This is a genomic window from Kordiimonas marina (genome assembly GCF_023006325.1).
Taxonomy (GTDB): domain Bacteria; phylum Pseudomonadota; class Alphaproteobacteria; order Sphingomonadales; family Kordiimonadaceae; genus Kordiimonas; species Kordiimonas marina.
In genome coordinates this window covers 183,534-208,837 of record NZ_JAINDF010000002.1, presented here as the reverse complement: position 1 = coordinate 208,837, position 25,304 = coordinate 183,534, and the positions used below count along the sequence as shown (strand labels likewise).

Annotated in this window: 30 protein-coding genes and 1 tRNA gene; 20 read left to right on the top strand and 11 right to left on the bottom strand. The window is 61.2% G+C overall.

The features are described 5' to 3' along the window. The first annotated feature begins 58 nt into the window (after positions 1-58). The 4 genes from K6118_RS04055 (at position 59) to K6118_RS04040 (ending at position 3,533) form a co-directional block, all read left to right on the top strand. Positions 59-628, top strand: coding sequence for an ankyrin repeat domain-containing protein (locus K6118_RS04055; RefSeq protein ID WP_247118937.1), 570 nt, complete (start codon positions 59-61; stop codon positions 626-628). Between the two features lie 250 nt (positions 629-878). Continuing rightward, a complete protein-coding gene (locus K6118_RS04050) occupies positions 879-1,637 on the top strand; it encodes a hypothetical protein (RefSeq protein WP_247118936.1) in 759 nt (252 codons plus the stop codon). 2 nt (positions 1,638-1,639) lie between these two features. Then, positions 1,640-2,995: an ActS/PrrB/RegB family redox-sensitive histidine kinase gene (locus K6118_RS04045; RefSeq protein WP_247118935.1), complete on the top strand. Its 1,356-nt coding sequence runs from the start codon at positions 1,640-1,642 to the stop codon at positions 2,993-2,995. Beyond that, positions 2,985-3,533 carry an ActR/PrrA/RegA family redox response regulator transcription factor gene (locus K6118_RS04040; protein WP_247118934.1) on the top strand — a complete coding sequence of 183 codons (549 nt, stop codon included), beginning with the start codon at positions 2,985-2,987 and terminating at the stop codon, positions 3,531-3,533. The genes K6118_RS04045 and K6118_RS04040 overlap by 11 nt, the downstream gene beginning before the upstream one ends. A 33-nt stretch (positions 3,534-3,566) precedes the next feature. Here the strand turns inward: K6118_RS04040 and K6118_RS04035 are convergent, their stop codons facing one another. Both K6118_RS04035 and K6118_RS04030 read right to left on the bottom strand, forming a co-directional pair. Beyond that, positions 3,567-4,943 carry a YuxH family protein gene (locus K6118_RS04035; RefSeq protein ID WP_247118933.1) on the bottom strand — a complete coding sequence of 459 codons (1,377 nt, stop codon included), beginning with the start codon at positions 4,941-4,943 and terminating at the stop codon, positions 3,567-3,569. 84 nt (positions 4,944-5,027) lie between these two features. Beyond that, positions 5,028-5,693 carry a transglutaminase-like cysteine peptidase gene (locus K6118_RS04030; RefSeq protein ID WP_247118932.1) on the bottom strand — a complete coding sequence of 222 codons (666 nt, stop codon included), beginning with the start codon at positions 5,691-5,693 and terminating at the stop codon, positions 5,028-5,030. Between the two features lie 169 nt (positions 5,694-5,862). On the opposite strand from K6118_RS04030, the gene K6118_RS04025 reads away from it, so the two are divergent. After that, positions 5,863-7,887, top strand: coding sequence for an HD domain-containing phosphohydrolase (locus tag K6118_RS04025; RefSeq protein WP_247118931.1), 2,025 nt, complete (start codon positions 5,863-5,865; stop codon positions 7,885-7,887). Here the strand turns inward: K6118_RS04025 and K6118_RS04020 are convergent. Together K6118_RS04020 and K6118_RS04015 are read right to left on the bottom strand one after the other, a co-directional pair. Then, positions 7,857-8,315, bottom strand: coding sequence for an MmcB family DNA repair protein (locus K6118_RS04020; RefSeq protein ID WP_247118930.1), 459 nt, complete (start codon positions 8,313-8,315; stop codon positions 7,857-7,859). The two genes, K6118_RS04025 and K6118_RS04020, sit on opposite strands and share 31 nt — an antisense overlap. A gap of 100 nt (positions 8,316-8,415) precedes the next feature. After that, positions 8,416-8,826 (bottom strand): Hpt domain-containing protein, encoded by a 411-nt coding sequence (locus K6118_RS04015; RefSeq protein WP_247118929.1) that lies wholly within the window; start codon positions 8,824-8,826, stop codon positions 8,416-8,418. A 198-nt stretch (positions 8,827-9,024) separates the two neighbouring features. Between K6118_RS04015 and K6118_RS04010 the strand changes: the two genes are divergently transcribed. The 4 genes from K6118_RS04010 to K6118_RS03995 all read left to right on the top strand — a co-directional run bounded on the left by K6118_RS04010 (position 9,025) and on the right by K6118_RS03995 (position 11,143). Beyond that, positions 9,025-9,240, top strand: coding sequence for a DUF3126 family protein (locus tag K6118_RS04010; RefSeq protein ID WP_247118928.1), 216 nt, complete (start codon positions 9,025-9,027; stop codon positions 9,238-9,240). 26 nt (positions 9,241-9,266) lie between these two features. Continuing rightward, the gene (locus K6118_RS04005) at positions 9,267-9,497 is read left to right on the top strand and encodes a hypothetical protein (protein WP_247118927.1); all 231 of its coding nucleotides are present in this window, start codon (positions 9,267-9,269) and stop codon (positions 9,495-9,497) included. A gap of 106 nt (positions 9,498-9,603) precedes the next feature. Then, complete coding sequence (locus K6118_RS04000; protein WP_247118926.1) at positions 9,604-10,455, top strand: dienelactone hydrolase family protein; 852 nt, start codon at positions 9,604-9,606, stop codon at positions 10,453-10,455. A 97-nt stretch (positions 10,456-10,552) separates the two neighbouring features. Continuing rightward, the gene (locus K6118_RS03995; protein WP_247118925.1) at positions 10,553-11,143 is read left to right on the top strand and encodes a GNAT family N-acetyltransferase; all 591 of its coding nucleotides are present in this window, start codon (positions 10,553-10,555) and stop codon (positions 11,141-11,143) included. Between the two features lie 21 nt (positions 11,144-11,164). Here K6118_RS03995 and K6118_RS03990 read toward each other — a convergent pair whose 3' ends face one another. Both K6118_RS03990 and K6118_RS03985 read right to left on the bottom strand, forming a co-directional pair. After that, complete coding sequence (locus K6118_RS03990; RefSeq protein ID WP_247118924.1) at positions 11,165-11,716, bottom strand: hypothetical protein; 552 nt, start codon at positions 11,714-11,716, stop codon at positions 11,165-11,167. Positions 11,717-11,783: 67 nt separating this feature from the next. Further along, positions 11,784-11,860 (bottom strand) — tRNA-Arg (locus K6118_RS03985). Positions 11,861-12,022: 162 nt separating this feature from the next. Between K6118_RS03985 and K6118_RS03980 the strand changes: the two genes are divergently transcribed. Beyond that, complete coding sequence (locus tag K6118_RS03980; protein ID WP_247118923.1) at positions 12,023-12,559, top strand: hypothetical protein; 537 nt, start codon at positions 12,023-12,025, stop codon at positions 12,557-12,559. Here the strand turns inward: K6118_RS03980 and K6118_RS03975 are convergent. Next, entirely contained in the window at positions 12,543-13,457 is a 915-nt protein-coding gene (locus tag K6118_RS03975; protein WP_247118922.1) for a P1 family peptidase, read from the bottom strand. The two genes, K6118_RS03980 and K6118_RS03975, sit on opposite strands and share 17 nt — an antisense overlap. A 9-nt stretch (positions 13,458-13,466) precedes the next feature. Further along, positions 13,467-14,861, bottom strand: a complete 1,395-nt coding sequence (locus K6118_RS03970) for a sensor histidine kinase (protein WP_247118921.1) — start codon at positions 14,859-14,861, stop codon at positions 13,467-13,469. 303 nt (positions 14,862-15,164) lie between these two features. Between K6118_RS03970 and rpmH the strand changes: the two genes are divergently transcribed. The 5 genes from rpmH to yihA all read left to right on the top strand — a co-directional run bounded on the left by rpmH (position 15,165) and on the right by yihA (position 18,591). Next, positions 15,165-15,299, top strand: coding sequence for a 50S ribosomal protein L34 (gene rpmH / locus K6118_RS03965; protein ID WP_081611445.1), 135 nt, complete (start codon positions 15,165-15,167; stop codon positions 15,297-15,299). A 108-nt stretch (positions 15,300-15,407) separates the two neighbouring features. After that, entirely contained in the window at positions 15,408-15,815 is a 408-nt protein-coding gene (gene rnpA, locus K6118_RS03960; RefSeq protein ID WP_247118920.1) for a ribonuclease P protein component, read from the top strand. Then, positions 15,815-16,132 (top strand): membrane protein insertion efficiency factor YidD, encoded by a 318-nt coding sequence (gene yidD / locus K6118_RS03955; protein WP_247118919.1) that lies wholly within the window; start codon positions 15,815-15,817, stop codon positions 16,130-16,132. The genes rnpA and yidD overlap by 1 nt, the downstream gene beginning before the upstream one ends. A 17-nt stretch (positions 16,133-16,149) precedes the next feature. After that, a complete protein-coding gene (gene yidC / locus K6118_RS03950; protein WP_247118918.1) occupies positions 16,150-17,925 on the top strand; it encodes a membrane protein insertase YidC in 1,776 nt (591 codons plus the stop codon). A 12-nt stretch (positions 17,926-17,937) separates the two neighbouring features. Then, entirely contained in the window at positions 17,938-18,591 is a 654-nt protein-coding gene (yihA, locus tag K6118_RS03945; RefSeq protein WP_247118917.1) for a ribosome biogenesis GTP-binding protein YihA/YsxC, read from the top strand. A 14-nt stretch (positions 18,592-18,605) separates the two neighbouring features. On the opposite strand, the gene K6118_RS03940 is transcribed toward yihA, so the two are convergent. Next, a complete protein-coding gene (locus K6118_RS03940) occupies positions 18,606-18,965 on the bottom strand; it encodes an Hpt domain-containing protein (protein ID WP_247118916.1) in 360 nt (119 codons plus the stop codon). Between the two features lie 24 nt (positions 18,966-18,989). Further along, complete coding sequence (locus K6118_RS03935; protein WP_247118915.1) at positions 18,990-19,256, bottom strand: DUF3253 domain-containing protein; 267 nt, start codon at positions 19,254-19,256, stop codon at positions 18,990-18,992. Positions 19,257-19,410: 154 nt separating this feature from the next. Between K6118_RS03935 and bamJ the strand changes: the two genes are divergently transcribed. From bamJ to K6118_RS03910, 5 genes are all read left to right on the top strand, one after another. Beyond that, the gene (gene bamJ, locus K6118_RS03930) at positions 19,411-20,448 is read left to right on the top strand and encodes a BamJ family beta-barrel-assembly machinery protein (RefSeq protein WP_247118914.1); all 1,038 of its coding nucleotides are present in this window, start codon (positions 19,411-19,413) and stop codon (positions 20,446-20,448) included. A gap of 300 nt (positions 20,449-20,748) precedes the next feature. Continuing rightward, positions 20,749-21,792, top strand: coding sequence for a ZIP family metal transporter (locus K6118_RS03925; RefSeq protein ID WP_247118913.1), 1,044 nt, complete (start codon positions 20,749-20,751; stop codon positions 21,790-21,792). Between the two features lie 99 nt (positions 21,793-21,891). Next, positions 21,892-22,665 carry an SDR family NAD(P)-dependent oxidoreductase gene (locus tag K6118_RS03920; RefSeq protein ID WP_247118912.1) on the top strand — a complete coding sequence of 258 codons (774 nt, stop codon included), beginning with the start codon at positions 21,892-21,894 and terminating at the stop codon, positions 22,663-22,665. Between the two features lie 117 nt (positions 22,666-22,782). Beyond that, positions 22,783-23,850, top strand: a complete 1,068-nt coding sequence (locus tag K6118_RS03915) for an AI-2E family transporter (RefSeq protein ID WP_247118911.1) — start codon at positions 22,783-22,785, stop codon at positions 23,848-23,850. A gap of 88 nt (positions 23,851-23,938) precedes the next feature. Next, positions 23,939-24,286, top strand: coding sequence for a hypothetical protein (locus K6118_RS03910; RefSeq protein WP_247118910.1), 348 nt, complete (start codon positions 23,939-23,941; stop codon positions 24,284-24,286). An 86-nt stretch (positions 24,287-24,372) separates the two neighbouring features. Here K6118_RS03910 and cysK read toward each other — a convergent pair whose 3' ends face one another. After that, complete coding sequence (cysK, locus tag K6118_RS03905) at positions 24,373-25,290, bottom strand: cysteine synthase A (RefSeq protein WP_247118909.1); 918 nt, start codon at positions 25,288-25,290, stop codon at positions 24,373-24,375. Between the last annotated feature and the right edge of the window lie 14 nt (positions 25,291-25,304).

The window sequence follows — 25,304 nt, the reverse complement described above, 5'->3', positions numbered from 1 at the left end:
CACGGAAAGACCGTCACCCCGACAGCCTCAATGACAAATAAGTGAAAACGGAGTTTCCATGTTTGCGATTAAACGCGCGTTCGTCTTCCTGACCATCGTCCTCGTCGGCGGTTTCTTCTCGGTCGCTCATGCCATGTCCCCGCAATATGACCTTATGAAGGCGATCAAGGACCGGGATATCAACAAGATGACCGAGCTTCTTTCCAAGGGTGTTTCGCCCGATACGCGCCAGCGCAGCGACGGAATGCCCGCGTTCATGATGGCTGTGGATGGCGGTGACATGGACGTCGTGAAGCTGCTGCTAAAGTATCATGCAGACCCGGATGTGGCCGAAGAAACCCGCGGCGAAACCGCGCTCATGCGCAAAGCCGGGGCCGGGGATGTCCCGATGGTCAAACTGCTTCTTGAGCATCATGCCAACCCAAACAAGACCGACATCTCCCAGGAAACCGCGCTGATCAAGGCCGTCCGCGGCCGTAAGCTTCGTGTCGTCTCCCTGCTTCTCGAAGCCGGGGCGGACCCGAACGTCCAGGACCTTACCGGCAAATCCGCGCTTGAATATGCCCGGCTGAGCCGCAGCCGCCGCATGATCGACGTGCTGAAAGAAGCCGGCGCCATGGATTATTGATCCAGGCCGGGTCACCATCCAACACACGGGATAAAACAGGGAGGGCCTTCTGGCTTACGGGCACGCAATCGTCAGTTGGCTAACCCTGTTTGGCCTGGCTTTCCTTATTGACCTTGTTCTCGGGTCGCAGGCCCTTCTTGGCAAGCTGCCGGGACCGGACGACCTTATCGCACGTCTCGCCGCCCTGTTGGACACGCGTCTCAACCGGCCGCAACGCTCTACCACGGAACGGCGGGTCCGTGGGTTAATCGTGCTTTTTGCCCTGCTCCCTGCGCTCGCATGGGCTGGCTTGTGGCTGAACAAGTTGGTCGCCAGTGGCTCAACCGGCATGGCGGTCGGCGCCGTATTGCTGACCCTGATGGTCAGACAGCGCCGCGGCTGGGACAAGGTTCTTCAGGATGCCCGGAAAAGTGCGAGCAGCGGCCCCGATCGTCAATCGGAAAACCACTATAATGCGGCGCGGCGCGGGGCCGAACGGCTGGTCTTCACCTTCTCGGAAACCGTGGTCGCGGGGCTGACCCTGTTCGCCGCGGGCGGGTTTGCCTTTTTCCTGCCGTTCCGCTTTCTCGCCGCGCTGATTGCCCGTGGCGCGCCGGAAGGCGCCGGACGACCCAGCGGGCCTTTCTATGCTGCCGCCACGTTTTTCTATACCCTCACGTCGCTCCCTGCCGCGGCCCTGTCGGCGCTTGCGCTTGCGATGAGCCCCCTCATCCTGCCGGGGTCCAGGGCCGGTGCCGTCCGGGGACTTGCCGCCCCCGTCACCGGTAGGCTGCCGCTTCGCCTGTGGCCGCTGGCCGTGGTCGCTGAAGGCTTGACGCTCGCGTTCGATTCCGGCCCCGCAATCAAAAAAGGCGACGGTGCCCCACGCTGGATCGGCCCCAAGGACGGCCGCGCCCGCCTGAATGCGATAGACATCGCCCAGGCAGGCCGCATGGTGCTGGTGGCAGAAGCGTTAATCCTGCTTATAATCATGATGGCGACATCCTTTTTCCTGACGGGAGGCCTGTAACCGTGCCACAAAGCCACAAAGCCTCGGACGACCTGATCCTGGTCGACAGCGACCTCGACCTCGCCCACGGCGGCGGTGTCCGCCTCGGCACGCTGGTGCTGATCCGCTGGATGGCCGTGGCGGGCCAGTTGGCCGCGCTCGGTGTCGTTGGCCTGGTGCTGCATTTCGATGTCCGTCCCCATATCACGGTCCCGATCGTGCTGACGTCAGCCATGCTGAACCTGTGGTTTTCCTTTCGGGCCGATGCCAACACGCGGCTGAGCGACAGGCAGGCGGCCGCGCATCTGGCGTTCGACCTTGCCCACCTGGCGACGCTTCTATTCGTCACCGGCGGCCTGGCGAACCCGTTCTCGATCCTCCTGCTCGCGCCGACAACCGTGTCCGCATCGATCCTCGGCAGGACCAGCACCAAGTTCCTGATCGTCCTGTCGCTGATCCTGGTTACGGCCCTTGCTTTCACCCCGTTTCCGCTGCCCTGGAACGGCACGCCGCCCAAGATCCACCGGTTGGTCATGGCCGGGCTGTGGGTCAGCCTGTGTTTCACGCTGATGTTCCTGGCGCTTTACATGGCGCGGGTCGTGCGCGAAGGGCGGTACCGCGCCCAGGCCCTGACCGCCACGCAGATCGCGCTTGAGCAGGAACAGCGCCTGTCCGCGCTCGGCACACTGGCCGCGGCGGCAGCCCATGAACTGGGCACACCGCTCGGCACCATCCTGCTGGCTGCCCGTGACAGGCTTGAAACCCTTAAGGCCCAAGCGGGCGACCCGGACACGGAAAACGACCTGGAACTTATCGTTGCGGAGGCCACACGGTGCCGCGGCATCCTGTCGGAGCTGCGGGAACTGCGCCGCACGGACGGACAGGACCATTTCAGTTATATGGCGCTTGAGGCCATCCTCCGGGAAGCCGCCGCCCCGCATGAAGGCCGGGGTGTCGATATCCGCTTCGCCACGGTCAAGGAGGGGATGCTGACAGTCAGGCGCCTGCCCGAGCTGGTCCATGCCGTGCGCAACATTGTCGAAAACGCGACAGGCTATGCCAATAGCGTGGTGGAAATCCGCACCTATTGGGACCCGGACAGTATTTCGATTACGGTCGACGATGATGGCCCAGGCTTCGACCCGCAGATTGTCAAACGGCTGGGGGAACCCTATGTTACGACGCGCCAATTGGCCGCAGGCCGCGATGGTGGGCTGGGTCTGGGCTTGTTTATCGCCAAAACCCTGCTAGAACGCACGGGCGCAACGGTGACCTTCGACCGGTCGCCCCAAGGCGGTGCCAGGGTCGCGATTGATTGGCGCCGTGGCGACCTCGACGAATATACGGATGCGGATGAGGAGGAAAGCGATGACGGATGATGTGAGCCGGAGCGACGAAAAGCGTCTCTTGATCGTTGAAGACGACAAGGCGTTTCGCTCGCGCCTGAAACTCAGCATGGAACGACGCGGTTTCACCGTCTTTGACGCTGAGGGGCTGGAAGAAGCCGCGCTGATCGCCGCCAACCAGCGCCCGCAATATGCGGTACTCGACATGAAGCTGGCGGACGGCAATGGGCTCGACCTCGTCCCGACGCTCAGGCAGATCCGCAGTGACATGCGCATCGTCATGCTGTCCGGCTACGGTAATATCGCAAGCGCCGTGGCGGCGGTGAAAGCCGGCGCGGTCGATTTCCTCGCCAAGCCCGCCGACCCGGAAGAGATCGCCAACACGCTTCTCAACATCGAAGGCGGCACCCCGCCCTTGCCGGAAAACCCCATGTCGGCCGACCGGGTCAAATGGGAGCATATCCAGCGCGTCTATGAGCTCTGCGACCGCAATGTGTCGGAAACCGCCCGGCGCCTGAACATGCACCGCCGTACGCTTCAGCGTATTCTCGCCAAACGCTCGCCCCAATAAGGGGCCGCGCGGGCTTCCAAAATAGCTTGAAAATCAGGCCTTGGTCAGCGGGTCGACGGCGTCGCCCTGGAACAGGGTGAAGCCGAGCCTGTGGCCGAGTTCGATGTCTTCCGGGCTGTCACAGCCATCAAAGATCGCGCGGGCCATACCGATCCTGTCCACCTTGTAGCTGATGGAACTTTCCAGTTCAGGTGTCAGCCATTCGGATTCCGGCAAGTCCGGTTTGCGGATCTTGACGAAGGCCGCCGTGAAATGGGCCTGGTCGAGCCAGGAGAAGGAAATCGGGTCCATATCGGCAAGGGCGAGGCGGAACCCCTTGCCCGTCGCCTTGCGCACGGCCGCCATATAGAGATGCGGGTTGGCCATCATGTCGAGGACGGTGAATTCCAAAATCACCCGGCTGCGCGGCTGCGGACCGAGAGACTGGTCAAACATCTCGAAAGCCTCCGACATCACCCCCGAGGATGTTACCCGGATACTGGATGCCAGGGATTTTTCCGCCTCCATCGACGGCAGCGAATGCAGTATGCGCGTGGTGACATAATCATCCAGATAGCCGCTGAGCCAGCGGTTGGGCGCGAGCACTTCGCTTTTAAACAGCTTTTGAAAAAGCAGCTTCTGCGGCACCTGTTGATGGACGAAAACCTCCATCGGTTCCTCATCGCCCATAATCGCCATCACGCACTGACGCCTCAGAAGCCCTGTCACGTCGGTGCCGCGCAGCGCCTTGAAAAGCGTGATCAACAGGTCGGGGTCCAGCTCCTTCTGCTCAACCGCCTGTTTGGGAGCAGATATCTGGACGAAACGAATTTTACGGCTGGGCGCGGGCCGGGGCGGCGTCATCGCGTCGCCATCCAATATCTTGCGCTTGATTTCCGCGAGCAGGTTTGAAGTTTCATCGCCTTCGAACTCTGCCGGCAACGCCACAAGCGGGGGCTGGGCTTTCCTGGCCGGGGCCTTGCGGGTGGTCTGCGCGGGCGCAGCCTCCTCATCCCCACTCAATGACGCCGCAAGGGCATCGATATAACTGCGGAAATCCGCATACTGGGCTTCAAGGTCGAACCATTCAACGAAGGCGTCGCTGACCCCCTGGGCCGGGTCCTGGCTTGCGATCAGGCTGGAGCCGCGGAGCTTGCGCCGGATCAGCGTCAATTGCGGATCGATATTGTCTACTGCTGCCCCCTTTGTGATCAGGACAAGGTCGGTATTGGGCAGGGAAAAGATCGTGCCCCCGAACTTGGTGATGACGCCGCGCAACGTAGACGCGCAAAACAGCCGGTAATGTTCCTCACGGTAGGGGCGTTCAAGCGCAGAAAGCCTGATGTGAACCGCGCGGCGACCGTCCGTGTGACGGCGCAGCTGGTGCACATAATCAACCATCTGTTCAATGACTTTTGTCTTACTGCTCATACCCGCTACTCGTACTTCGCCCCTTGATTGGGCCCTTAATCTGCCACATCGGACCGGCGCAACTTCAACACACAAGTCCTTAATTTAGTGTGAAAAACGGCGCACCTGATGCAGCCACCATGCACTTTCATTGATCGAATAAACCGGCCTGTAATGCAGGATCTGGGTGTCCGGCAAAACCGTGTTGACCTGGTTATCCAGAATATAGGTCACCCCCTTCAGGGCGACAGCCAGAATGGCATGGGCCGCGCGGAGGTTTTCGTCCTGTACGATCACGAGCCGCATGGTGTCCGGGTCCACACCCAGGCGCTTGAGCGTGATATATTTGCTGATCGCATAGTCTTCGCAATCACCGTCTTTGAGGAAAAACTCGTCCGGCGTTTCCCAATAATCCGGCACACCCCAATTCACCGGGTCGATGATATAGGGCGACTTGTTCATATAGAGATTGACGGCATCGAGCTGTTCCCGCTCGGGCTTGCCCTTCTGGGCCTCGATGAGGCTGTTCCAGGCCTTGCGCCCGCAGGCAATGCGTTCAAGCCCGGCGCACTTCAGCTCCGCGCCCTCATTTTGGGGCGGCAGCGACGTTTGCGGCTGGTCGGCAGTACGCGGCAAATTATATTTGCGCCACATGTCGGACCATTTCGTGAAAGCCTTCATGTTGGTCGACATGATCTCCCGGCTGCCGAACAGTTTCATCGGCACCGGCGCGGCATGAAGGGGCGAGGCCGCAAAAAACAGCAGCGCCAAACAGATAAACTTACTCAACCCCTTGCGGTGAACCATAAAATCAAATCGAAATAGTTTGAGCCAATCGGTATTCTGTACCAACATACCGCCTGACGCGGATGCGTCAAACGGATACGGAAAGGGGCAAAGGGTGGCACAGTCGAGCGGATCAGGGAAATCATATCTCATCGTGGCAGGAGGGCTTCTGATCGCACTGGCGGCCGGGCTTTTCCTCATCCTCCGCTTCGCCGCCTCCGAATCCCAACGCAATATGGAACGCTGGCATGACCGGCTGGACCTGGTGGCCGACAGCCGCACAGCCGAGGTTTCCGCCTGGCTCAACCGCTACCTGTCCAGCGTTGAGGATGTCGCGGGCGATGCCTCCATCCAGCTTTATGCCGGCCAGATGATGGCTGCCGCCTCACCCGAAGCCGCCGAGGCCCAGCGCGGTTATGTCTACTCCCTGCTCTCCGCCACGGCGGAACGCAGCGGCTTCCACCAGAACACGCCGATCGACAAGGTCGCCGCCAACGTCAAACGGCCGCGCCGCGCCGGGCTCGCACTGATCAAGAGCGACGGCACCCCGCTTGTCATGACCACGGGGATGCCGGTGTTGCGCCCCGGCGAATGGCCGGCGGACAGCCGCGGTTCCTTCATCGCCCTCGGCCCCGAGCTTGCTGACAAGACCCCGCTTGTGCTGTTTGGTGCACCGGTTACCTCAGACGAAGGCATGGGCGGCCAAAAGGGCAAGGAAACCGTGTGGGTCATCGGTGCCCGCCCGCTGGATGGCGAATTCCTCAAAACCCTGGACCAACCCGGCGCCCAAAGCCAGACGGCGGAAACCTACATCGTCACCCGCGGTGATGGTGACCTCGTCCACCCGATCACCCCGCTCAAGGGCGGCGGCCGCCTGGGCGAGGCACGGGTAGACCCGGCCGCAAGCTTCGCCGCGCGCGAACCCCGGGCCTTCAAAATTCTCAACAATTACGCCGGGGTGAAGGTGCTGGTCACCGGCCGCGAGCTTAGCGCTCCGGTGCCGTGGATTCTGGTGCGCACCATCGATGCTGATGAAGCGCTCGCCGATATCAACAGCCGCCGCAACAGCTTGATCATCACACTATCGCTCGCCACCCTGTTCGTGCTTGCCGCCCTTATCCTGGTGTGGCGCCACGGTGTGTCGAGACGGCTGGAAGCCTCCTACCGCGAACAGACCGCACTCAGCGAAAGCAACCGTGCGCTCAGTGAGTTCCTGCAGTCGGTCAGCGACAGTCAACCAACCGCGATTGCCGCGCTTGATGACAGCATGACCGTCCATTTCGCCAACACGAAGGTCGGGGAAATCACCGGCTTGCCGGTGGGCGAGCTTAAGGACCGGCGCCTCGGCACCGCGTTCGACAATGAAACCACCACCCTGCTGCAGGACGCGGTGACCAAAGCGGCCCAGGGTACGAAAAGCCAGCTTCAGCTCGACCTCAAAGTCGGCGGCGACACCCGGACATTCCAGACCGAAACCCTGCCCTTGAAAGCGCGCGGCGACGCAGACGCAAACGCGCTTCTGGTGATGCAGGATATCACCGAACTTGTCAGCGCGCGCGAACGCAGCGAGACGCTGTTCAAGCAGTTGGTCACCACGCTGACCGAAATCATCGATTCGCGTGACCCCTGGAGCCGCCACCATTCCGAACGCGTGGCCGATGTCGCCAGCGTCATCGCCGGTGAGATGGGCTGGGATGAGGATATGGTCGAAAGCGTCGGCATCGCCGGACAGCTTGTGAACCTGGGCAAAATTTTCGTGCCCATCGATATCCTGACCAAAGAAACCCCGCTCACGCCCGATGAGCTGGCGCTTGTGCGTGACAGTATGCAGAAAGGCGCCAGCCTTGTGGCAGGTCTTGATTTCAAAGGCCCGGTTGCCCGCATCCTGGGTGAGATGCGCGAGCATTGGGACGGCAGCGGCGAACCCGACGGCCTCAAGGGTGAGGCGATCGAACCCGGCGCCCGGGTGCTGTCGGTCGCCAACGCCTTCGTCGGCATGGTCTCAGCCCGCGCGCACCGGGACGGCCTCGGCTTCGACAAAGCCATCGACATCCTGCACGGGGATGCCGGGACGCGTTATGAACGCCGCACGGTGGCCGCGCTCCAGAACATTCTGGAAAACAAGGGTGGCCGCGCGCGCTGGCAGAGCTACGGCGAACGCATGAGCGACGACACCTGACCATAAAGCCCGGCTGCAAGCCGGGAGGTGCCGAGCCGCGCGATACTGAGCGTCAGCTTCTTCCGCCGCGCGGCATTGACTTTATGGACGGCGGCCTCCCGCACGATATCGCCACCGAAGCGGTCAGCGATGATGATGCCGGTGCGTGCGGGCAAGCTCGCTTCCTCGTCCAACACCTCAAACGGGAAATCGCGATCGACCGCGAAGAAGAAGCGGTCGGCATAGGCCAGATACTCGGGCCATTTATTGTCGCTTCTGAAATCCTGCAGACCGGACTTGACCTCCACCACCACGAGCTCCCCCGTACGGCCGATACCGACCAAATCGGCCCGGCGCCCGTTGGTGAGCGGCACCTCAGCAAGCGGGGCAAAACCAAGCTCGGTCAACAGCCGGGCGGCACCGCGGGTGATTGTGTCTGTTTGGGTCATCAGGTGTCCCCATCCTGAAGCCATGGGCGCAGCCATGACAGGCAGACAGGATGAAAAGCCCTCGATTTAAAGGCAAGAAAAAAGAACAAAAAGGGAACTTTTAGCCCCGTTCCTCGGCAATCATGGCTGCGAGACGATCGATGAGCGCCTGGCCGGACGGACCACCGTCCCCCCGTATCTTGTTCTGGATCACCACCTCGAACACCCGTACATGGGCATCAATCACCCGGCGGCTGGCGGTGGCGCCGTCCTCCAGCTTCTTGATGTAATTGCACAGGGACGCGCCGGCCTCCGTCATCAGGCTATAATCGAAGCTGGCGCCCATACCCTTGATATTGTGAGCGAGGTCATAGACGCGTTCCACCGTCGGGCTCGATTTCGACTCGACCTCCGCCATCCCGTCCGTCAATTCCCGAAGCTCGGTGAGCGCTCCCTCAGTCCAGCTGAGGAACTGACCGACCAGTTCCGCATCATTGGCGTAGGAAAACTCATTGTCGTCGGTGTCGCTCATACAAACTCCGCCCATTAGAGGGTATTTTTAGAGGGTATTTATGGCGCCTCACGTTACCCGATCCCACGGCCCAGACAAGTCTCAACGCACCGAATCGGCATCGAATGAGCCATTTGGTCCAGTTTTTCTTGCATCCTGTCCCTCGGCTTGGATAAACCATGGCAACTGCATAGTGCACAAGAATAAGGAGCAACCAGGGTGAACCCGACTGAAATCAAACGCCTGCAAGCCTATCTGCAGACCACTTTCAACAATGACAAGATCAGACTGGTTCGCCGCCCGAACGCCGACGATTCCGTTGAGGTCATGCTCGCCGACGAATTCATCGGCGTCGCCTACCGGGACGAAGACGAGGGCGAGGTGTCGTTCCAGTTCCATATGTGCGTCATCGAGGAAGACCTGCCCAAAGTGTAAGGCAGGCCAAACAGGGGGGACTGACCATGCTGTATCTCATCGCTTTTCTCGCGCCGCCATTGGCGCTTCTTCTGTCCGGCAAGCCGATCCAGGCCATCATCAGCGGCATCTTCTGGGTCGTATCCTGGTTCACCTTCGTCTTTTTCGGGGCGGGCTTCGTGCTTTGGGCCATCCTCGCCATCCATGCCTTCATGGTGGTGCGGGACCGGTCACAGCGCAAAATGATGGAAGACATCGTCAGCCTGAAGAAAGACTAGCAGGGCAAGAGCTGGGGGCCTCCGCCCCCTTCCCATCTTCTATTCTGGCTCTATTCTGGCCACAGCCATTTCATGGTAAACTGCCCTGATCAAAGGGGAGGATGCCATGCGCCAGGATATCATCGATCTTTACGACAGCTTCACCCACGGCACGATGGGACGACGGGCGTTTCTCAAACGTCTGGCGTTTCTGGCGGGAGGTACCGCCGCCGCGGCCACCTTGTTGCCGCTTCTCCAGAATAACTATGCCGCCGCCGCGGTCATCCCCGAAGACGACCCGCGGCTGAAGACCGGGTCCGTCACGCTCAAGCTGTCCACCGGGCCCTTGATGGCCTATGTCGCCGATCGGGCGGACAGCCCGGCGGAAAAACGACCGACCGTTCTTGTCATCCATGAAAACAGAGGCCTCAACCCGCACATCAAGGATGTCACCCGCCGGGTTGCGCTGGCAGGCTTTCATGCCGTCGCGCCGGACATGCTGTCCCCCATGGGTGGCACACCTGCGGATGAGGATGAAGCCCGCAAGATGATCTATCAGCTCGAGGATCCCCACACGGTGGCGAGCCTGGTCGCCGCGGTCGATCATTTTGCCTCAAGCGGCAAGGTAGGGGCCATGGGCTTCTGCTGGGGTGGCGGCATGGTCAACCAGCTCGCAGCACACGCGCCGGACCTCAGTGCCGGTGTCGCCTATTATGGCAGGCAGGTTTCCGCCGAGGCGGCCTCCCATATCAAGGCCGCGATGATGCTGCATTACGCCGGGCTCGACAAACGCATCGGCGAAGGTATCGACGCCTACAAGGCGGCGCTTCAGGCGGCTGGCGTCGACTATCAGCTTTTCATCTATGACGGCGTCCAGCACGCCTTCAACAATGACACCAACGCCGCGCGCTACAACAAGGCGGCCGCCGACCTGGCCTGGGGGCGCAGTATGACCTTCCTGAAGGATAAACTTGGCTGACCCAGCTTGCCCGGGCCTGCGCATACCGTCAGCCCGGGCTTGCATTTCCCGTCTCACCCCATAAAGTGAAACATATTCATTTTTGTGGAGACGCCCGATGCAGCCTGACGTCAGACCCCTGACCCCGGCCGACCATACCCTGATCGGGGGCATCATTGCCGATGCCTTCGCCGACGACCCGATGAACCTGTGGACATTCCGGAACGTGAAGGCGCTTAAGCCCACCTTCACGGGGCTCGCGCGGGACCTGTATCTGAAGGACGGCTTCGGCCATGTCACGGCGGACGGCAGCGCCGGGGCCTTATGGCTGCCGCCGGGCGTAGGCAAAGACCTCAGCCTCCTGAGCACGCTGTCGCTTGCATACCCCATCCTGCGTTATGGCGGCCCGCGCGCGGTTCTCCGCTCGCTGGCGATCGACGCCTTCATGACCAAGAATCACCCGGCGGAACCACATTATTATCTGTTCGCGATCGGCGTTCGCCCCGGCAAGCAGGGCAAGGGACTCGGCGGCCTTGTGATGCGCCAGGCGCTCAAGGCCATCGATGCAGCCCACATGCCGGCCTATCTGGAGAATTCGAAGCGCGACAATCTGGGCTTCTACCAAAACCACGGGTTCGAGCTTATGGAAGAGGTCACGCCCGTAAAGGGAAGCCCGCCGCTTTGGCGCATGTGGCGGAAAGCGCGCTGAGCTAGCGGCGACATACTGACCTTAGAGTGACTGCCGTTCATAAATCTGGGCATCGGATGACTCTGAAAAATCACACCCCGAAACGTATAGCGCATATGGAAACATAGAGGTCGCCACAAGGAGGGTCCGTCCGTCATCGAACTCTATTTCAATTCCAGCATCCAAACTGACCTCAGATAAGGCCCCTGCCGGAATATCTTGTGACTTACCCTCATGCTGAACTGTCGCCCCTTCGGAGCCACCCAACATCAAGGCTTTCGTCTCGTTGTCAGCTGCTTCAATCCACTCCGACTTTCGCAATATACTGACACGCACCACAGGTAGGCCTACCATCCAATCCATAGTCATGCCGGGCGCATCACCGACACCTCCAGCAGAGGCCCGTGCCGGAAACACCTCGAATTCCGAATCTATCACTTCTTCAGTGGCAAAAAGTTTGATTTGGCTACAGTCCGGTACTGTGAACACAACGGCAGTTGGATACATCCCCGTCCGATAAACGGATACGTTCGACACACCTGCACCCAGTCGCGCCAGCAATTGCCGTTCGCCCTCGTCCAGAAACAACCGCATCACCACCTCCCCAGCCTAAGCCCAAAACAAAAAACCCGCCGGGGAGGCGGGTTTGTTCTGTTTCGAGTGGTGCGCCGGGGAGGATTCGAACCCCCGGCCCTCAGATTCGTAGTCTGATGCTCTATCCAGCTGAGCTACCGGCGCATACCATCGAAATGTCACCACCACCAGTGTTCCGGCTGCGGTGTGCGGCGGAACCTAATAAGATTGCTTTTATATTGCAAGAGGGAAATCGCTTTTTCTTGTTTCCGCCACAAAGGAAAGTTAGCCTTAGGGTAGGAAGCACATAGAAAATAAGGCCTTTTCATGAAATTCGGCAGCGCTAAAAACCTGTTTCCACTCGTTTTATGTGGCCTTCTGGCGGCCTGCGCAGGCAGGGGCGACACATGGCCGACTCTTTCCGAACCGCTGCCGGACCAGTCCGCCCGCACCAAGCCGCTTCATCCCGCGAAAAAGCCCGCCGACCAACAGCGCGCCAGCACCCATGCGGAGCCCGCAGCCCCGACCAGACGGACCGAGGACACCCTGCCCAAAACCGCCGCTGAGGCCGATGCGCTCCTCACTGAAATCAAGACCGACCTCAAGGCCGACACGCTGGCCTACCGCGAAGCTGTCGCCAAGGTTGACGAAGCGGCGGCTGAGGCCCGGCTGGATGCCTGGTATGACGCGCAAGCCGCGCTGACGCGGCTGAGCCAGACCGCGAGCCGGCTGGATAAGCTCATCGCCGCCACCGACCCGGCGCTCGCAAGCGTCGCGGAAGCCGCAGAATCACAAGCTGGAATTATCGAGAAATTTGTCGTGGATGAGCGTCAGCGGCTGGCCGGGCTCAAGCCCCAGTCGTAACGCCTGCCGCCTTCACCGCTTTCCCTATCGCCCGGACCATACAGTCCGCAGACAAGGTGCCCAGGACCGCCATGACCGGCGCGAGCGGGCCGTCTAGCGGCTTTGCACCGGTGGACATGGCGAAGATCGTATCGCCATCGAACGGGGTGTGGATCGGGCGAATCGCCCGGGCGAAGCCGTCCTGCGCCATGATGGCCAGCCGCGTGCAGGCGGCCTTATCGAGTGTGAGGTTGGTGGCCACCGCACCGATGGTGGTGTTGGCACCGACGAGCCCCAGCTTGGGTAGGTCGACCGTGCCATGCTCCGGCGTGCCGTCCATCACCGCCCCGAAGCTGTTGACCGCGACAATCGCCGCCACCATCAGGCCGTCATCCGTCACCAGGCTTGCCGTGCCGATGCCGCCTGCCCTGCCACCCGCGCGCGCACCATAGCCAGCACCCGCCGCGCCTTCGGTCACATCCACGCTTACAGCATCAAGTGCTTGCACGCCGAGGCGCCGGTAGGGTGGCTCCGTGCCCCAATCCTTGTCGCCGCCGTTCATCAGGTCGAACAGGATCGCCGACGGCACCACCGGCACCGCGCGCGGACCCAGCGGCAGGCCGATGCCGCGTTCAGACAGTGCCGCGGCAACACCGTCCGCGGCGGCCAGGCCAAAGACGGAGCCGCCGGAAAGAACAAGGCCGTGGACCTTATCCACAAGACAGGTGGGGTCGAGCGCATCGGTATCGCGCGTGCCGGGGCCGCCGCCACGTACATCCACGCCCATGGCGACAGGCGCGTCCGGCAGAATCACGGTCACCCCGGTGCGGACAGCCGCATCATGGGCCTGACCGACGCGGAGGCCGTCAATATCGGTAAACGAATCGCTGGGGCCGGGTTTGGCGCTGATCGTGACCATCGCGGGCCCCTAGTCTTCCACGCCCGGCAGGCAGACCAGGAAGCTGCTGCCCTCGGGCCCGGTTTTCTCCAGCATGATCTGGCCGCCGTGGGCCAGCACGATATCCCGCGCGGTGGCGAGCCCGAGGCCGGTACCGCCTGCCCGGGCCGAGCTGAACGCCTTGAAGAGCGACGGCAGCACATGCTCCGGGATACCGGGGCCCTTATCGGTAATGGTGATATGCACGGTGCCGTCCGCATCCTTGCGCGCCTGGATGGCGATAGCCCCTTCCGCGGTCTGCACCTCGCGCGCGTTGCGGCACAGGTTCAGAAGCACCCGGTGCAGCTGTTCGGCATCGGCAAGGACCTTCAGGTCCTCGGTGATATCGACATCGAAAGTGAAATGTTCTTCTTCATTAAGCCCGAGCAGCAGCGCGACATCGTCGACGATGGGCAGCAGCGGCACCCATTCCTTCTCCGGTTCCGGATCGTCGGCCTTGCCGTGGCGAATCGTGCTTTCGCACAGGGCCACCGCCCGGCTTACCGCCGTCATAAGGCGGCGGGAAATCTTCTGCACCCGCGGATGTTCGACCGTCTGCAGGGCATCGGACGCAATCTGCGCGGTCGAGAGGATATTGCGGAGGTCATGGTTGATCTTGGCCACCGCTTCCCCGAGCGCGGCCAGATGGCTTTTCTGCAGGAGGCTCTGGCGCACCTCATCCTGCATCCTCAGAAGCTCCCGCTCCATCAGGCCGATCTCATCCGTCCGCGGGCTGGTTTTGGGCGCACGGCGCACCGCTTCAGGCTGGCGGCGGAAGGCGACGATACTGTCCTTCACCCGCCGCATCGGCCGGACCATAAGCCAATGGAGCGCGAGATAGACGAGAATCCCGGTAAACAGCGAAATGACGATCGAGAGAATCAGGACATTGTTCGAATAATTGGTGAGCGCGGCATAGAGCTCGCCCTCATCGAGCGTGACCTCGAGCCAGCGCGTGTTGGGCACCATCGGCATGCCGACCACCCGGATGATCCTGTGGCCACGGGCCTTGAGCGTACCGAAGGCATCCACAATCAGCGTACCCAGGGACGCATTGCGCATATCGAAGGTGGCGTCGACCGATTCCGGCATGACATCGAAGCCCAGGAACAGGCTCATGTCCTCCCGCCTCAGAATCACCGCGATAACCCCGGCCGTTTTCAACAGCTCATGCTCCAGGGCCGGGCTGACAGCATGATTCGGCGCTTCCTCCAGCGCCATCGCCGCGATCTGGGCGTTTTCCATGCGTTTTTCCAGGAAATCCTGGCGGTAGGTCGCAATCGCCGGCACATAGACGAACGCCGACATCACCATCATGAAGAGGAAGGTGAGAATCAGAAGCCGGGACCTCAGGCTTGAGGTGAAAGGTCGGTAATGCTCGGGCATAGAACGCTATGAATCCCATCCGGCGTTTAAAAGCAAGTAAACAAAAGCCTCTTGAGAGACCGGGTAATAATATTACGCGGAACCGGGCTCAGACCATTTGTTTAACTGGGATTCGCCACCGCCACCACAAAAACCGGGGGCGTGAGACATCAAAATATGATAAAAAAGCTCCCTCATGGCGGAGATACCACGGCTTACGCTGTTGACTTCGCTTTTATGCACGGCTATATACCGCGCTCGAAATTTGGACGCCGGGCTTTTGCGCAGTCGCACCCTGCCGGGCGATAAGCTGGAGTAAGACAAGTGAAACGCACCTATCAACCGAGTGTGCTGGTCCGCAAACGCCGTCACGGTTTTCGTGCGCGCATGGCTACTGTTGGTGGCCGTAAAGTGCTGAACGCACGTCGTGCCCGCGGTCGTAAGCGTCTGTCCGCCTAAGACAGGCAGCAAGGCCTGGTGCCCGAAAGGGTGCCACACCACACGATAGAGAATGCCGACCGAGAGATATCCGGTCGGCTTTTCTTGTTTTCAGGGACATATCCCACGATGTCGCAGCCCAAGGACATGCCGGATACCAAGATGGACCGCCTGAAAAAGCGGCCCGAGTATCTTGCCGTGGCCCGCACCGGCCGCAAATGGGTGACGCCCGCTTTCATCATCCAGGCGATGCCCGGCGACGGCGACCATGACCCACGGGCCGGGTTCACCGTCTCCAAAAAGGTCGGCAACGCCGTCATGCGCAACAGGGCGCGCAGGCGGCTGAAGGAAACAGCACGGGCGATTCTGCCGGAAAAGGGCCAAAAGGGATGGTCCTATGTCGTGGTCGGACGCCAGGCCGCCATCGAATATCCCTTCACGAAATTGGCGTCCGATCTCAAGTGGGCCCTTGCAAAACTGGCCGAGGGTGCCGATCTAAGACCCCGCGACGCCAACAAGGGGCCCAGGAAGCCATAGTGCCAAAATCAGCGGAAAACCGGGAAAAACCCCTCTCTCCGATCGGGCTTCTGGCCGTAGGGTTTGTGCGCTTCTACCAGCTTTTCATCTCACCGCTTTTCCCGGCCCGTTGCCGGTATCAGCCCACCTGCAGCGCCTATGCCTTGGAGGCAATTCGTCTTCATGGTGGACTTAAGGGCGGATGGCTGGCAATAAAGCGCGTCGCACGCTGCCATCCTTGGGGTGGATTCGGCTACGATCCTGTGCCAAAAGGCGATACCATGCCGGGCTGCAGGCATGACAAGACTGACCAGGCCGGCCAAGACCGGCAAGACTAATCAGGGTGTTTCGTCTCATGGGTGACAATAAGAACTTTATCCTCTTCGCCGTGCTGTCGCTGGCGTTCTTTATGGGCTACGAGTATTTCGTCCTCGGCCCGAAGATGCAGAAAGCGCAAGAGGCGCAGCAGGCTCAGATCGCCCAGGAGGCCAAAACCGGTGAAACCGCGAAAGCGGCCGGCGACAAGATCGCCCCGCCGGAAAGCGGCGTCCCGAGCAGCGCCCCGGCCCAGAAGGCCCCGGTTCTTGAGAATGTCGGCCAGGTCACCGTGGACACGCCGGAACTGAAAGGTTCCATCAACCTCCGCGGCGCCACCTTCGACGATATCATCCTCAACAATTTCACCACCAGCCTCGACAAAGATTCCAAAAAGGTCCGCCTGCTGTCGTCCGAGAACAAGCCGGACGGCTATTACGCCCGCTTCGGCTGGGTCGCCCCCGCGGGCACCCCGGCAGGTGCCCTGCCGACCGACATGAGCGTCTGGACCGCCGACCATGACACGCTGACCCCGGACCAGCCGGTGACACTGGCGTGGGACAACGGCCAGGGCACGCGCTTCCTGATGAAAGTCTCGGTCGACGACAAATTCATGTTCACCGTGGACCAGAGCGTGATCAACACCAGCGGCGCCGCGATGAAAGTAGCGCCCTACGGCATCATCACGCGTAAGGGTGAGCCGAAGACCTCCGGCCTCTACATCCTGCATGAAGGCCCGATGAGCGTCTTCGACGGCATCTATGAGGAAAAGACCTACAAGAACCTCACCAAAGATGGCGACTTCGAAACCAAAGGCACCGACGGTACCGGCGGCTGGATCGGCATCACCGACAAATACTGGATGGCAACGCTGGTCCCGGACCCCAAAGCCAAGGTGGCCCGCGCCCGGATGGAGCGCAACACCAACAGTGCCGGGCAAATCAGCTACGACGTCAATTTCGTCCAGAACTGGACGGATGTTCCCGCGGGCCAAACCGTGGAGACCACGAACCACCTGTATGCCGGCGCCAAGATCGTCAAGGTCATCGACGCATACAAGGCCAAGTATGGCATCACCGACTTCGACAAGGCGGTCGACTGGGGCTATTTCTGGTTCTTCACCAAGCCGATCTTCCACGGCCTGCACTGGCTGTTCCAGATCACCGGCAACTATGGTGTCGCCATCATCCTGATGACCATGATCTTGAAGCTGCTCCTGTTCCCGCTCGCCAGCAAATCCTACCGCTCCATGAGCCACATGAAACGGGCCCAGCCGAAGATCAAGGCGATCCAGGAACGCTACAAGGACGACAAAGCCCGCCAGCAGCAGGAAATGATGGCGCTTTACAAAGCCGAGAAGATCAACCCGGCCGCAGGCTGCCTGCCGATGATCCCGCAGACGTTCGTCTTCTTCGCGCTCTATAAAACGCTGTATGTGACGATCGAGATGCGCCACCAGCCCTTCTTCGGCTGGATCCATGACCTGTCGGCCGCCGATCACCTGACCATCGTCAACCTGTTCGGCCTGATCCCCTGGACGCCGCCGACCGCGATCGCCATCGGTGTGCTGCCGATGCTGATGGGTTTCACCATGTGGCTGCAGCAGAAGATGAACCCGCAGTCAGCCCAGATGGACCCGACCCAGGCGAAGGTAATGCAGTTCCTGCCGCTGGTGTTCACCTTCATCATGGCCCGCTTCAGCGCCGGCCTGGTGCTTTACTGGACCTGCAACAACACGCTGTCGATCCTCCAGCAGTGGGTGATCATGCGCCGGGAAGACGCCCGTCTGGCCGGCCTGTCGAAGACATCTTCCTAAAGGACGCCCTGCGTGAGCGAAGAGACTTACAGCGATGAAGACCTCAACCGTGGCCGGCTTTTGTTTGCCGGCCCGGTGGAGTTTATCAAAGGCGCGGTGTCGCTGGAGACCCTGCCGACGGCCGACCGGCCGGAGGTGGCGTTTGCCGGGCGTTCGAACGTCGGCAAATCAAGCCTGATCAACGCGCTGACCGGCCGCAAGTCGCTCGCCCGCACCTCCAACACGCCGGGGCGCACGCAGGAGCTCAACTATTTCGAAATGGGCCGGGAGCTGGACCAGCTGTCCTATCTGGTCGACCTGCCGGGCTATGGCTATGCCAAGATCGAACGCAAGAAGGTCCAGGCATGGACCAAGCTTGTGAAGACCTACCTGCGCGGACGGCCGAACCTCAGGCGCGTAATGCTGCTGATCGACAGCCGCCATGGGCTGAAGGAAAACGACCGCGAGATCATGAAGATGCTTGATGAGGCCGCGGTCAATTACCAGATCGTGCTCACCAAGCTCGACAAGCTCAACAAAGCTGAGCAGGAAAAAATCATCGCCAAGACGGAAGCCGATGCCAAAACCTTCATCGCCTGCCACCCGCTGGTGATGCCGAGCTCCTCCGAAAAGGGCTGGGGCCTGCCGGAGCTTCGCGCCGAAGTCGCCTCACTGACGTCAAGCTGAGCTGCACCTCAAGCCTACAGCGCCCCGAACATCAGCTCGAACGCCGCCAGCGTTTCTTCCGCCTGCGCCAGAAACTTATCCATCAGGCCGTGAAGGGCCTCCTCTCCCGCACCGTCACGGGCAGCTTCCTCAAGCGCCAGACAAGCTTCCCCCAGCCGCATGGCCCCGAAACTGCGCGCCGCGCTTTTGAGCGCATGGGAGCCGATCTCCAGCTGCTCCATATCGCCCGCGGCCAGATGCTCCGGCAGCGCAGCCTGCGCCCCGGCAATCTCACGCTTGAGCGACGCAATCAACACAGGCAGGGTTTCCGCGCCGACATCTTCGGCAAGCTGGTCGAGTACCCGTTGATCCACGATTGCCAAAGTCTCCGCCATCGCCGTTATCCTCTCCTGTTCATCTTATTCACTGTCGTCCATCAGCCCCGGACGCGCCAGCCGGTAAACGCCCTTCAGGCCTTCGGGGCCCACCACTTTCCGCTTGCGGATGAAAACCAGGAGGCCTTCCCCGTGCAGTTTGGTGGCCGCGAGGCGCACGCGCGGCAACAGCTTGCGCCAATCGGAGCCTTCTTCCGCCAGCGCTTCGGCAACCTCCCGGGGGGCGACCGATTTGTCCCCTGTAATCTGCTTCAGTATTTCACTGCGGATCGCGTCATCACCTACGGCCATGGGGCCTGTCTCCTTGTCTGGATATACTCAATACGCCCTCCTGCCGGAGCACCAAGCCTTTCCTTGGTTTTTCCACCCAAGTTCCGCGTTTTTTTCTTTCGCGCATGGGCCCCACAGGGTAGGGTCCGCCATCATGCCAAAAAGGAAGCCTTCTATGCAAAGCTCAATCAAGACGGCAGTTCTTCTTCTCGCCTTCGGCGCCTCCCTGGCAGCCTGTGGCAAGAAGGATGAGGACCAGTCCCACAAAGCGGCCGATAAAACAACGGCAGCTGAGGCCCAAGCTGAAAAACCGGTCGAAAAGGCGGCCGACAATCAGGCTGGCGCCACCACCCCGGAACAGAAAGTATCGAAATCCATGACCGACACTGACGCCTACAAGGCGGAAAACGAGGCCTATCTCGAAACCAACAAGGACAAGGACGGCGTCCATGTCACCGACAGCGGGCTGCAGTATAAAGTCCTGAAATCCGGTGATGCGTCCGGCAAAAGCCCGACCAAGGAAGACATCGTCAAGGTTTCTTACGAAGGCCGCACCATCGACGGTAAAGTGTTCGATGCCAGCGAACGCCATGGCGGCCCGGCCCAGTTCCAGCTTGGCCGCGTGATCCCCGGCTGGATCGAAGCGCTGCAGATGATGCATGTCGGCGACAAATGGGAAATCACCATCCCGGCTGACCTCGCCTATGGCGAACATGGCGCTGGCAATGTCATCCCGCCGAACTCGACGCTGATCTTCGATGTCGAGCTTCTGGGCGTGAAAGACATGGCGGCAGCTGAAGCCGAAGCCAAGGTCCAGATGGAAAAGTTCAAGACCCAGCAGGCTGACTTCCTGAAAGAAAATGCCAAGAAGGACGGCGTTCACGTTACGGACAGCGGGCTGCAGTATAAGGTCATCACCGAAGGCACCGGCAAATCGCCGAGCCCCACGTCCAACGTCACGGTGAATTACGAAGGCAAGCTGACCAACGGCACCGTGTTCGATTCGAGCTACAAGCGCGGCCAACCGGCCTCCTTCCCGCTTGACCGCGTCATCAAAGGCTGGACCGAAGGCCTGCAATTGATGAAAGAAGGCGGCAAATATGAATTCTTCCTGCCGTATGACCTGGCGTATGGCGAGCATGGCGCAGGCGCCGGTATTCCGCCCTACGCCACGCTGATCTTCACGGTCGAGCTGATCTCGGTCGACAGCTAAGTCATTCAGGTAAAACCATAAAGATTATGAAGGGGTGCCCATGCGGCGCCCCTTTTTCTTACGAAATCCCCACCTGGGGCGCCGTTTCCGCATGGATTAGGCGCTCAAACCGGGGCAAACCGGCCAGCCTTCAGGCCTGATAAAATCGTCACCCTTGAAGATTTAGGTTGGCTTTCCATATTGTGATATTATAACTGTACATCATATGTTGCGTTAAGGTCATCTGTTTTGGATTACGCCCTGATACTGTCCGTCCTGGTCCTTCTGGCCGCGCCGTTGCTTGCGCGCGCGGTGACGCGTATGCCTGCGCTTAAGGGCGGGCTGGACGGATTCGTACTGATGACCGTGCTCGGGCTTATCACGCTGACCCTGCTGCCTGAAGCGCTGGAACACGCCGGTCTCTTAGGCCTTATGATCGCCATCCTCGGCTTTTCATTGCCCTGGATTGCCGAATTCGTCTTCCATAAGCCCGAACAGTCGACGCACCGTATCGTGATGCTGGTCGCTGCCCTTGCGCTTGTGGTCCATGCCACCAGTGACGGCGCCATCCTCGCCTTGGCCAAAAACAGCCCGCAAGGGGACTTTGTGGCCGGCGGGGTTCTGTTGCACCGGATCGGTGTCGCGATCGCCGTGTGGTGGCTCTTGCGCCCCGTGCTGACGACCACCGGCGGCATCGCCGTGCTGGCCGCGCTCGGCGCCATGACCGTGATCGGCTATCTGATGGCGATCTTTGCTTCCGACTGGTGGGGCGTACCGCTGATCGGCTACTGGCAGGCGTTCGCCGCGGGCTCGCTCCTCCATGTCATCCTGCACCCGCTGGAGCACCACAGCACGGCCCCGAAGCCGGAGACCATGCGCGCCCACAGGGTCGGTACCGCGCTCGGCATCCTGTTCGTGACCGCGCTTATCTATGCCCATTATCTTTATCACGTCGCGGGACCGCTCGACACGACGCTGGTGCACGGCGCCTATCATGCCGTCGATACCATTGCCGCGGTCGGCCGCTTCATCGCACCGGGGCTTCTGCTGATCCTGGTCGCGGGCGGCATTCTCCTGCAGCTTTACAAGCAGCCACATGACACCGGGGTGCGCACGCTTGTGGTTGGCGGCTATCACGGCCTGCAGAAAATCGCGCCCTGGACTGTTGCGCTCTGGATCGCGGCGGCCTTCGTGGTCGAACTGCTGCCCTTCGATGTCAAACTGCCGTCCGGGGGCTATGTGCTGTTCTCGCTGTGGCTGGCGTGCGTCTGCGCGATCCTCATACACACCGGCGCGCGCAAGTTCTTTTCGGTCCTGTTGCCCACAGTGCACATCCACCACCACGGCCATAGCCACAGCCACTAGGCTTCCCCCCGCGACCTCTGCCCTTGCTCAGGCGTTGATTTTACTTGCCCCGCGGCCCCGAAAAAGGGTAGCCATGCGCGAGTTTCGAAAGGATGTTCCATGCGTTTTGAAGGCCAGACCGCGCTTGTAACCGGCGGCACGTCAGGGTTCGGTGAAGCCATCGTCAAGGCTTTCGCGAGCGAAGGCGCGACTGTGCATTTCTGCGGCCTCATCGACGAAGAAGGCGCGCGCGTGGCCCATGAAACCCGCCATTACCCTGGCAAAACCCACTATCACCACGCCGATGTGCGCGACAACAGCCTGGTCGCCGATTTTGTTGCCGCTGCAACAGCTGAGGCAGGCAGGCTCGATATCGCGGTCAACAACGCCGGGATCAGCCACACCGCCGCCCGGTTCGCCGACCAGGACATCGCCATGGTCGAGGACGTGTTCCGCACCAACGTCATGGGGGTGTGGCACGCCATGCATCATGAAATCCGCACCATGCTGAAGAACGCACCGAAGCCCGGCGGCACCATCATCAATATCGCGTCGATCCTGTCGCGTTCGGGCGCGGAATGGATGGCGGCCTACGGCACCAGCAAACACGCAGTGATCGGCCTGACCAAAAGCGCCGCGCTGGATTACGCCGACGCAGGCATCCGCATCAATGCGGTCTCGCCGGGGCCGATGCGCACCCCGATGTTCGAGCGCGCGCTCGCCGATATCGGCGGCGACATGAGCAAGTTCGCGGGCGGCCTGCCGAAGGGCGGCCCCGCCGACCCGGCCGATGTCGCCAAAACCGTGCTCTATCTCGCGAGCCAGGAAGCCGCCTATATGAACGGCGCCAATGTCGTGGTCGACGGCGGCACCTCTACCGGCCAGCACGGCTGATACCAAAGCTTGCCGGAAAACACCGGACACCTATCACGGCCTTGAAACCGCCCATATCCCGCGCCAGATAAGGGGTTGACCCCAACAATGAAGGCGCCCCCTAAGGAGACACAGGGCATGAACATGATCAGCAACTGGTTCCGCCGGACCCTGTCGGACCCGCAGGTCGTTCTCCTGTTGGTCGTGCTGCTGTTTGCCGTGCTCGCCTTCAGCTTCTTCGGCCATATGCTGGCCCCCGCCATCGCCGCCATTGTGCTCGCCTTCCTGCTGGACGGGCCGATCGGCTGGCTGGAACGCCGGGGCGCGCGGCCGATGATCGCGCTTCTGTTTGTGTTCATCAGCTTCCTGCTTCTGTCAGTCATCACGCTGCTCGCGGTCATGCCGCCGCTTGTCCAGCAGATCGGCCAGTTCGTGAATGACAGCCCCAAGATGATCGCCCGGCTTCAGGCCGGTTTCCTCGGCCTCCATGCCCGCTTCCCGGACATTATCTCGGAGGTGCAGGCGCAGGGCTGGCTGGAGCGCATGGGCAACGAGGTCGCCAACCTGGGCCCGCGCCTAGTGCAATATTCCCTGACCAGCCTGACAAGTGCTGTCAGCCTGATCGTCTATACCGTACTGGTGCCGGTGATGGTCTTCTTCTTCCTCAAGGACAAGGAGCAGATCCTCGGCTGGGTCACCGGCTTCCTGCCGCATGACAAGCCGGTGCTGGAACAGGTATGGCACGAAAGCCTGGAACGCGCGGGCGACTATGCCCGCGGCAAGGTCTATGAAATCCTGATCTGCGGCATCGCCGCCTTCATCCTCTATCAGGTGCTTGGCCTCCGCTATGCCACGCTGCTTGCGGTGGCGACCGGTCTCAGCGTCATCATCCCCTATTTCGGCGCGGCGGCGGTGACAGTGCCCGTGCTTCTGGTCGCCTACGTTCAGTGGGGCATGAGCCCCGATTTCGTCATCGCCGCGACCGCCTATTTCGTGCTGCAGGCGCTGGACGGCAACCTTCTGGTGCCGCTGCTCTTCTCTGAGGCGGTGAAGCTGCACCCCAATGCCATCATCATCTCAATCCTGCTGTTCGGTGGCTTGTGGGGCTTCTGGGGCGTGTTTTTCGCAATCCCGCTGGCGACACTGGCCAACGCCGTCATCCGCGCCTGGCGGGCCCGCGCCCATGACGAGGCACAGGCCAGCTGACGCGTGTACGCAAGAAAAGCCCTTTCCTTTCAAGGCGATTTCTGACTAAATTGGCGAAAATTCAAAGGGTATCAGGTTAGGCCGAGGTATGATTCTCGAATCACGCAGTCTCATTTTTTCCGACGAGGAACTCGTCCTCGCCTTGCGTCCAATCCTTGAAGGCAAGGGCATGTCCGGCAACCCGCCGCTCAAGGACGTGATCTCCTTCCTGGATGAAGATGGGGACGTGACCGTCCGCTTCGACCTGACCGATGGGTCGGACTCGATCGTCTTCTCAAGCCGTGAAGTCGGCGCGGCAGTCCTCAACCACTGTATTGAACGCGGTATTCCGCTGCCGCGCGGCGCCTACAAGGAACTGGCGATCCGCGGCGACCATGTCGCCCTGATCGTGCGCATGGAATCGGGCGGCATGAGCCCGGTTGACGAAGACGAATAACCAGCTTTCTGCACGACCAAGTGCATGAAAAAGGGCCCGCCGATCGATCGGCAGGGCCCTTTTTATTTGGTTTGGCAGTCGCTCTATCAGGGCGCTGGGAACAGGTCCGGGACTGAAAGGTAGCGTTCGCCGGTGTCGTAGCAGAAGGCGATGACGCGGGTGCCCTTCGGGGCTTCCTTCAGCTGTGCCTTGATGGCCGCCAGCGTGGCGCCTGAGGAAATGCCACAGAGCACGCCTTCGGTGCGCGCGGCCGCACGGGCCATGTCCATCGCGTCCTTGGGATCCACCTGCTGAACGCCGCTCAGGAGGTCGGTCTCCATCACGTCCGGGATGAAACCGGCACCGATACCCTGGATCGGGTGCGGGCCCGGAGCCCCGCCCGACAGAACCGGCGACAGACTCGGCTCCACCGCGATGACCTTCAGGCCCGGCCACGCCTGCTTCAGCGTCTGGGCCGTGCCGGTGAGGTGGCCACCGGTGCCGACACCGGTGATCAGATAATCCATGCCTTCCGGGAAGTCGGCGAGAATTTCATGGGCGGTGACATCGCGGTGCACCGCCGGGTTCGCCGGGTTGCCGAACTGCTGCGGCATCCAGGCGCCTTGGGTGCTTTCCACCAGCTCCAGCGCCTTGGCGATCGCGCCCTTCATGCCTTCTTCCTTCGGCGTCAGCACCAGTTCGGCGCCATAAGCTGCGATGATCTGGCGGCGTTCGACCGACATGGATTCAGGCATCACGATAATCAGCCGGTAGCCTTTGACGGCCGCGACCATGGCAAGGCCGATCCCGGTGTTGCCGGAGGTCGGCTCAACAATCACGCCGCCCGGCGCCAGCTCACCGCTTTTTTCCGCCGCCTCAATCATCGAAAGGGCGATACGGTCCTTGAGCGACCCGCCGGGGTTGACCCGTTCCTGTTTGACCCAGACTTCATGGTCCGGGAACAGGCGGCTCATGCGCACATGGGGCGTACGGCCGATGGTGTCGAGGATCGACTGAGCTTTCATGGGCTTGTCCTTTA

Bases quoted from the DNA above. Each gene is read 5' to 3' on its own strand.
- K6118_RS04055 (WP_247118937.1), top strand. From the start codon at position 59: ATGTTTGCGATTAAACGCGCGTTCGTCTTCCTGACCATCGTCCTCGTC.
- K6118_RS04040 (WP_247118934.1), top strand. From the start codon at position 2,985: ATGACGGATGATGTGAGCCGGAGCGACGAAAAGCGTCTCTTGATCGTT.
- K6118_RS04035 (WP_247118933.1), bottom strand. From the start codon at position 4,943: ATGAGCAGTAAGACAAAAGTCATTGAACAGATGGTTGATTATGTGCAC.
- K6118_RS04020 (WP_247118930.1), bottom strand. From the start codon at position 8,315: ATGACCCAAACAGACACAATCACCCGCGGTGCCGCCCGGCTGTTGACC.
- K6118_RS04015 (WP_247118929.1), bottom strand. From the start codon at position 8,826: ATGAGCGACACCGACGACAATGAGTTTTCCTACGCCAATGATGCGGAA.
- K6118_RS04005 (WP_247118927.1), top strand. From the start codon at position 9,267: ATGCTGTATCTCATCGCTTTTCTCGCGCCGCCATTGGCGCTTCTTCTG.
- K6118_RS04000 (WP_247118926.1), top strand. From the start codon at position 9,604: ATGCGCCAGGATATCATCGATCTTTACGACAGCTTCACCCACGGCACG.
- K6118_RS03995 (WP_247118925.1), top strand. From the start codon at position 10,553: ATGCAGCCTGACGTCAGACCCCTGACCCCGGCCGACCATACCCTGATC.
- K6118_RS03990 (WP_247118924.1), bottom strand. From the start codon at position 11,716: ATGCGGTTGTTTCTGGACGAGGGCGAACGGCAATTGCTGGCGCGACTG.
- K6118_RS03980 (WP_247118923.1), top strand. From the start codon at position 12,023: ATGAAATTCGGCAGCGCTAAAAACCTGTTTCCACTCGTTTTATGTGGC.
- K6118_RS03975 (WP_247118922.1), bottom strand. From the start codon at position 13,457: ATGGTCACGATCAGCGCCAAACCCGGCCCCAGCGATTCGTTTACCGAT.
- K6118_RS03970 (WP_247118921.1), bottom strand. From the start codon at position 14,861: ATGCCCGAGCATTACCGACCTTTCACCTCAAGCCTGAGGTCCCGGCTT.
- rnpA (WP_247118920.1), top strand. From the start codon at position 15,408: ATGTCGCAGCCCAAGGACATGCCGGATACCAAGATGGACCGCCTGAAA.
- yidC (WP_247118918.1), top strand. From the start codon at position 16,150: ATGGGTGACAATAAGAACTTTATCCTCTTCGCCGTGCTGTCGCTGGCG.
- K6118_RS03940 (WP_247118916.1), bottom strand. From the start codon at position 18,965: ATGGCGGAGACTTTGGCAATCGTGGATCAACGGGTACTCGACCAGCTT.
- K6118_RS03935 (WP_247118915.1), bottom strand. From the start codon at position 19,256: ATGGCCGTAGGTGATGACGCGATCCGCAGTGAAATACTGAAGCAGATT.
- bamJ (WP_247118914.1), top strand. From the start codon at position 19,411: ATGCAAAGCTCAATCAAGACGGCAGTTCTTCTTCTCGCCTTCGGCGCC.
- K6118_RS03925 (WP_247118913.1), top strand. From the start codon at position 20,749: ATGCCTGCGCTTAAGGGCGGGCTGGACGGATTCGTACTGATGACCGTG.
- K6118_RS03920 (WP_247118912.1), top strand. From the start codon at position 21,892: ATGCGTTTTGAAGGCCAGACCGCGCTTGTAACCGGCGGCACGTCAGGG.
- K6118_RS03915 (WP_247118911.1), top strand. From the start codon at position 22,783: ATGAACATGATCAGCAACTGGTTCCGCCGGACCCTGTCGGACCCGCAG.
- K6118_RS03910 (WP_247118910.1), top strand. From the start codon at position 23,939: ATGATTCTCGAATCACGCAGTCTCATTTTTTCCGACGAGGAACTCGTC.
- cysK (WP_247118909.1), bottom strand. From the start codon at position 25,290: ATGAAAGCTCAGTCGATCCTCGACACCATCGGCCGTACGCCCCATGTG.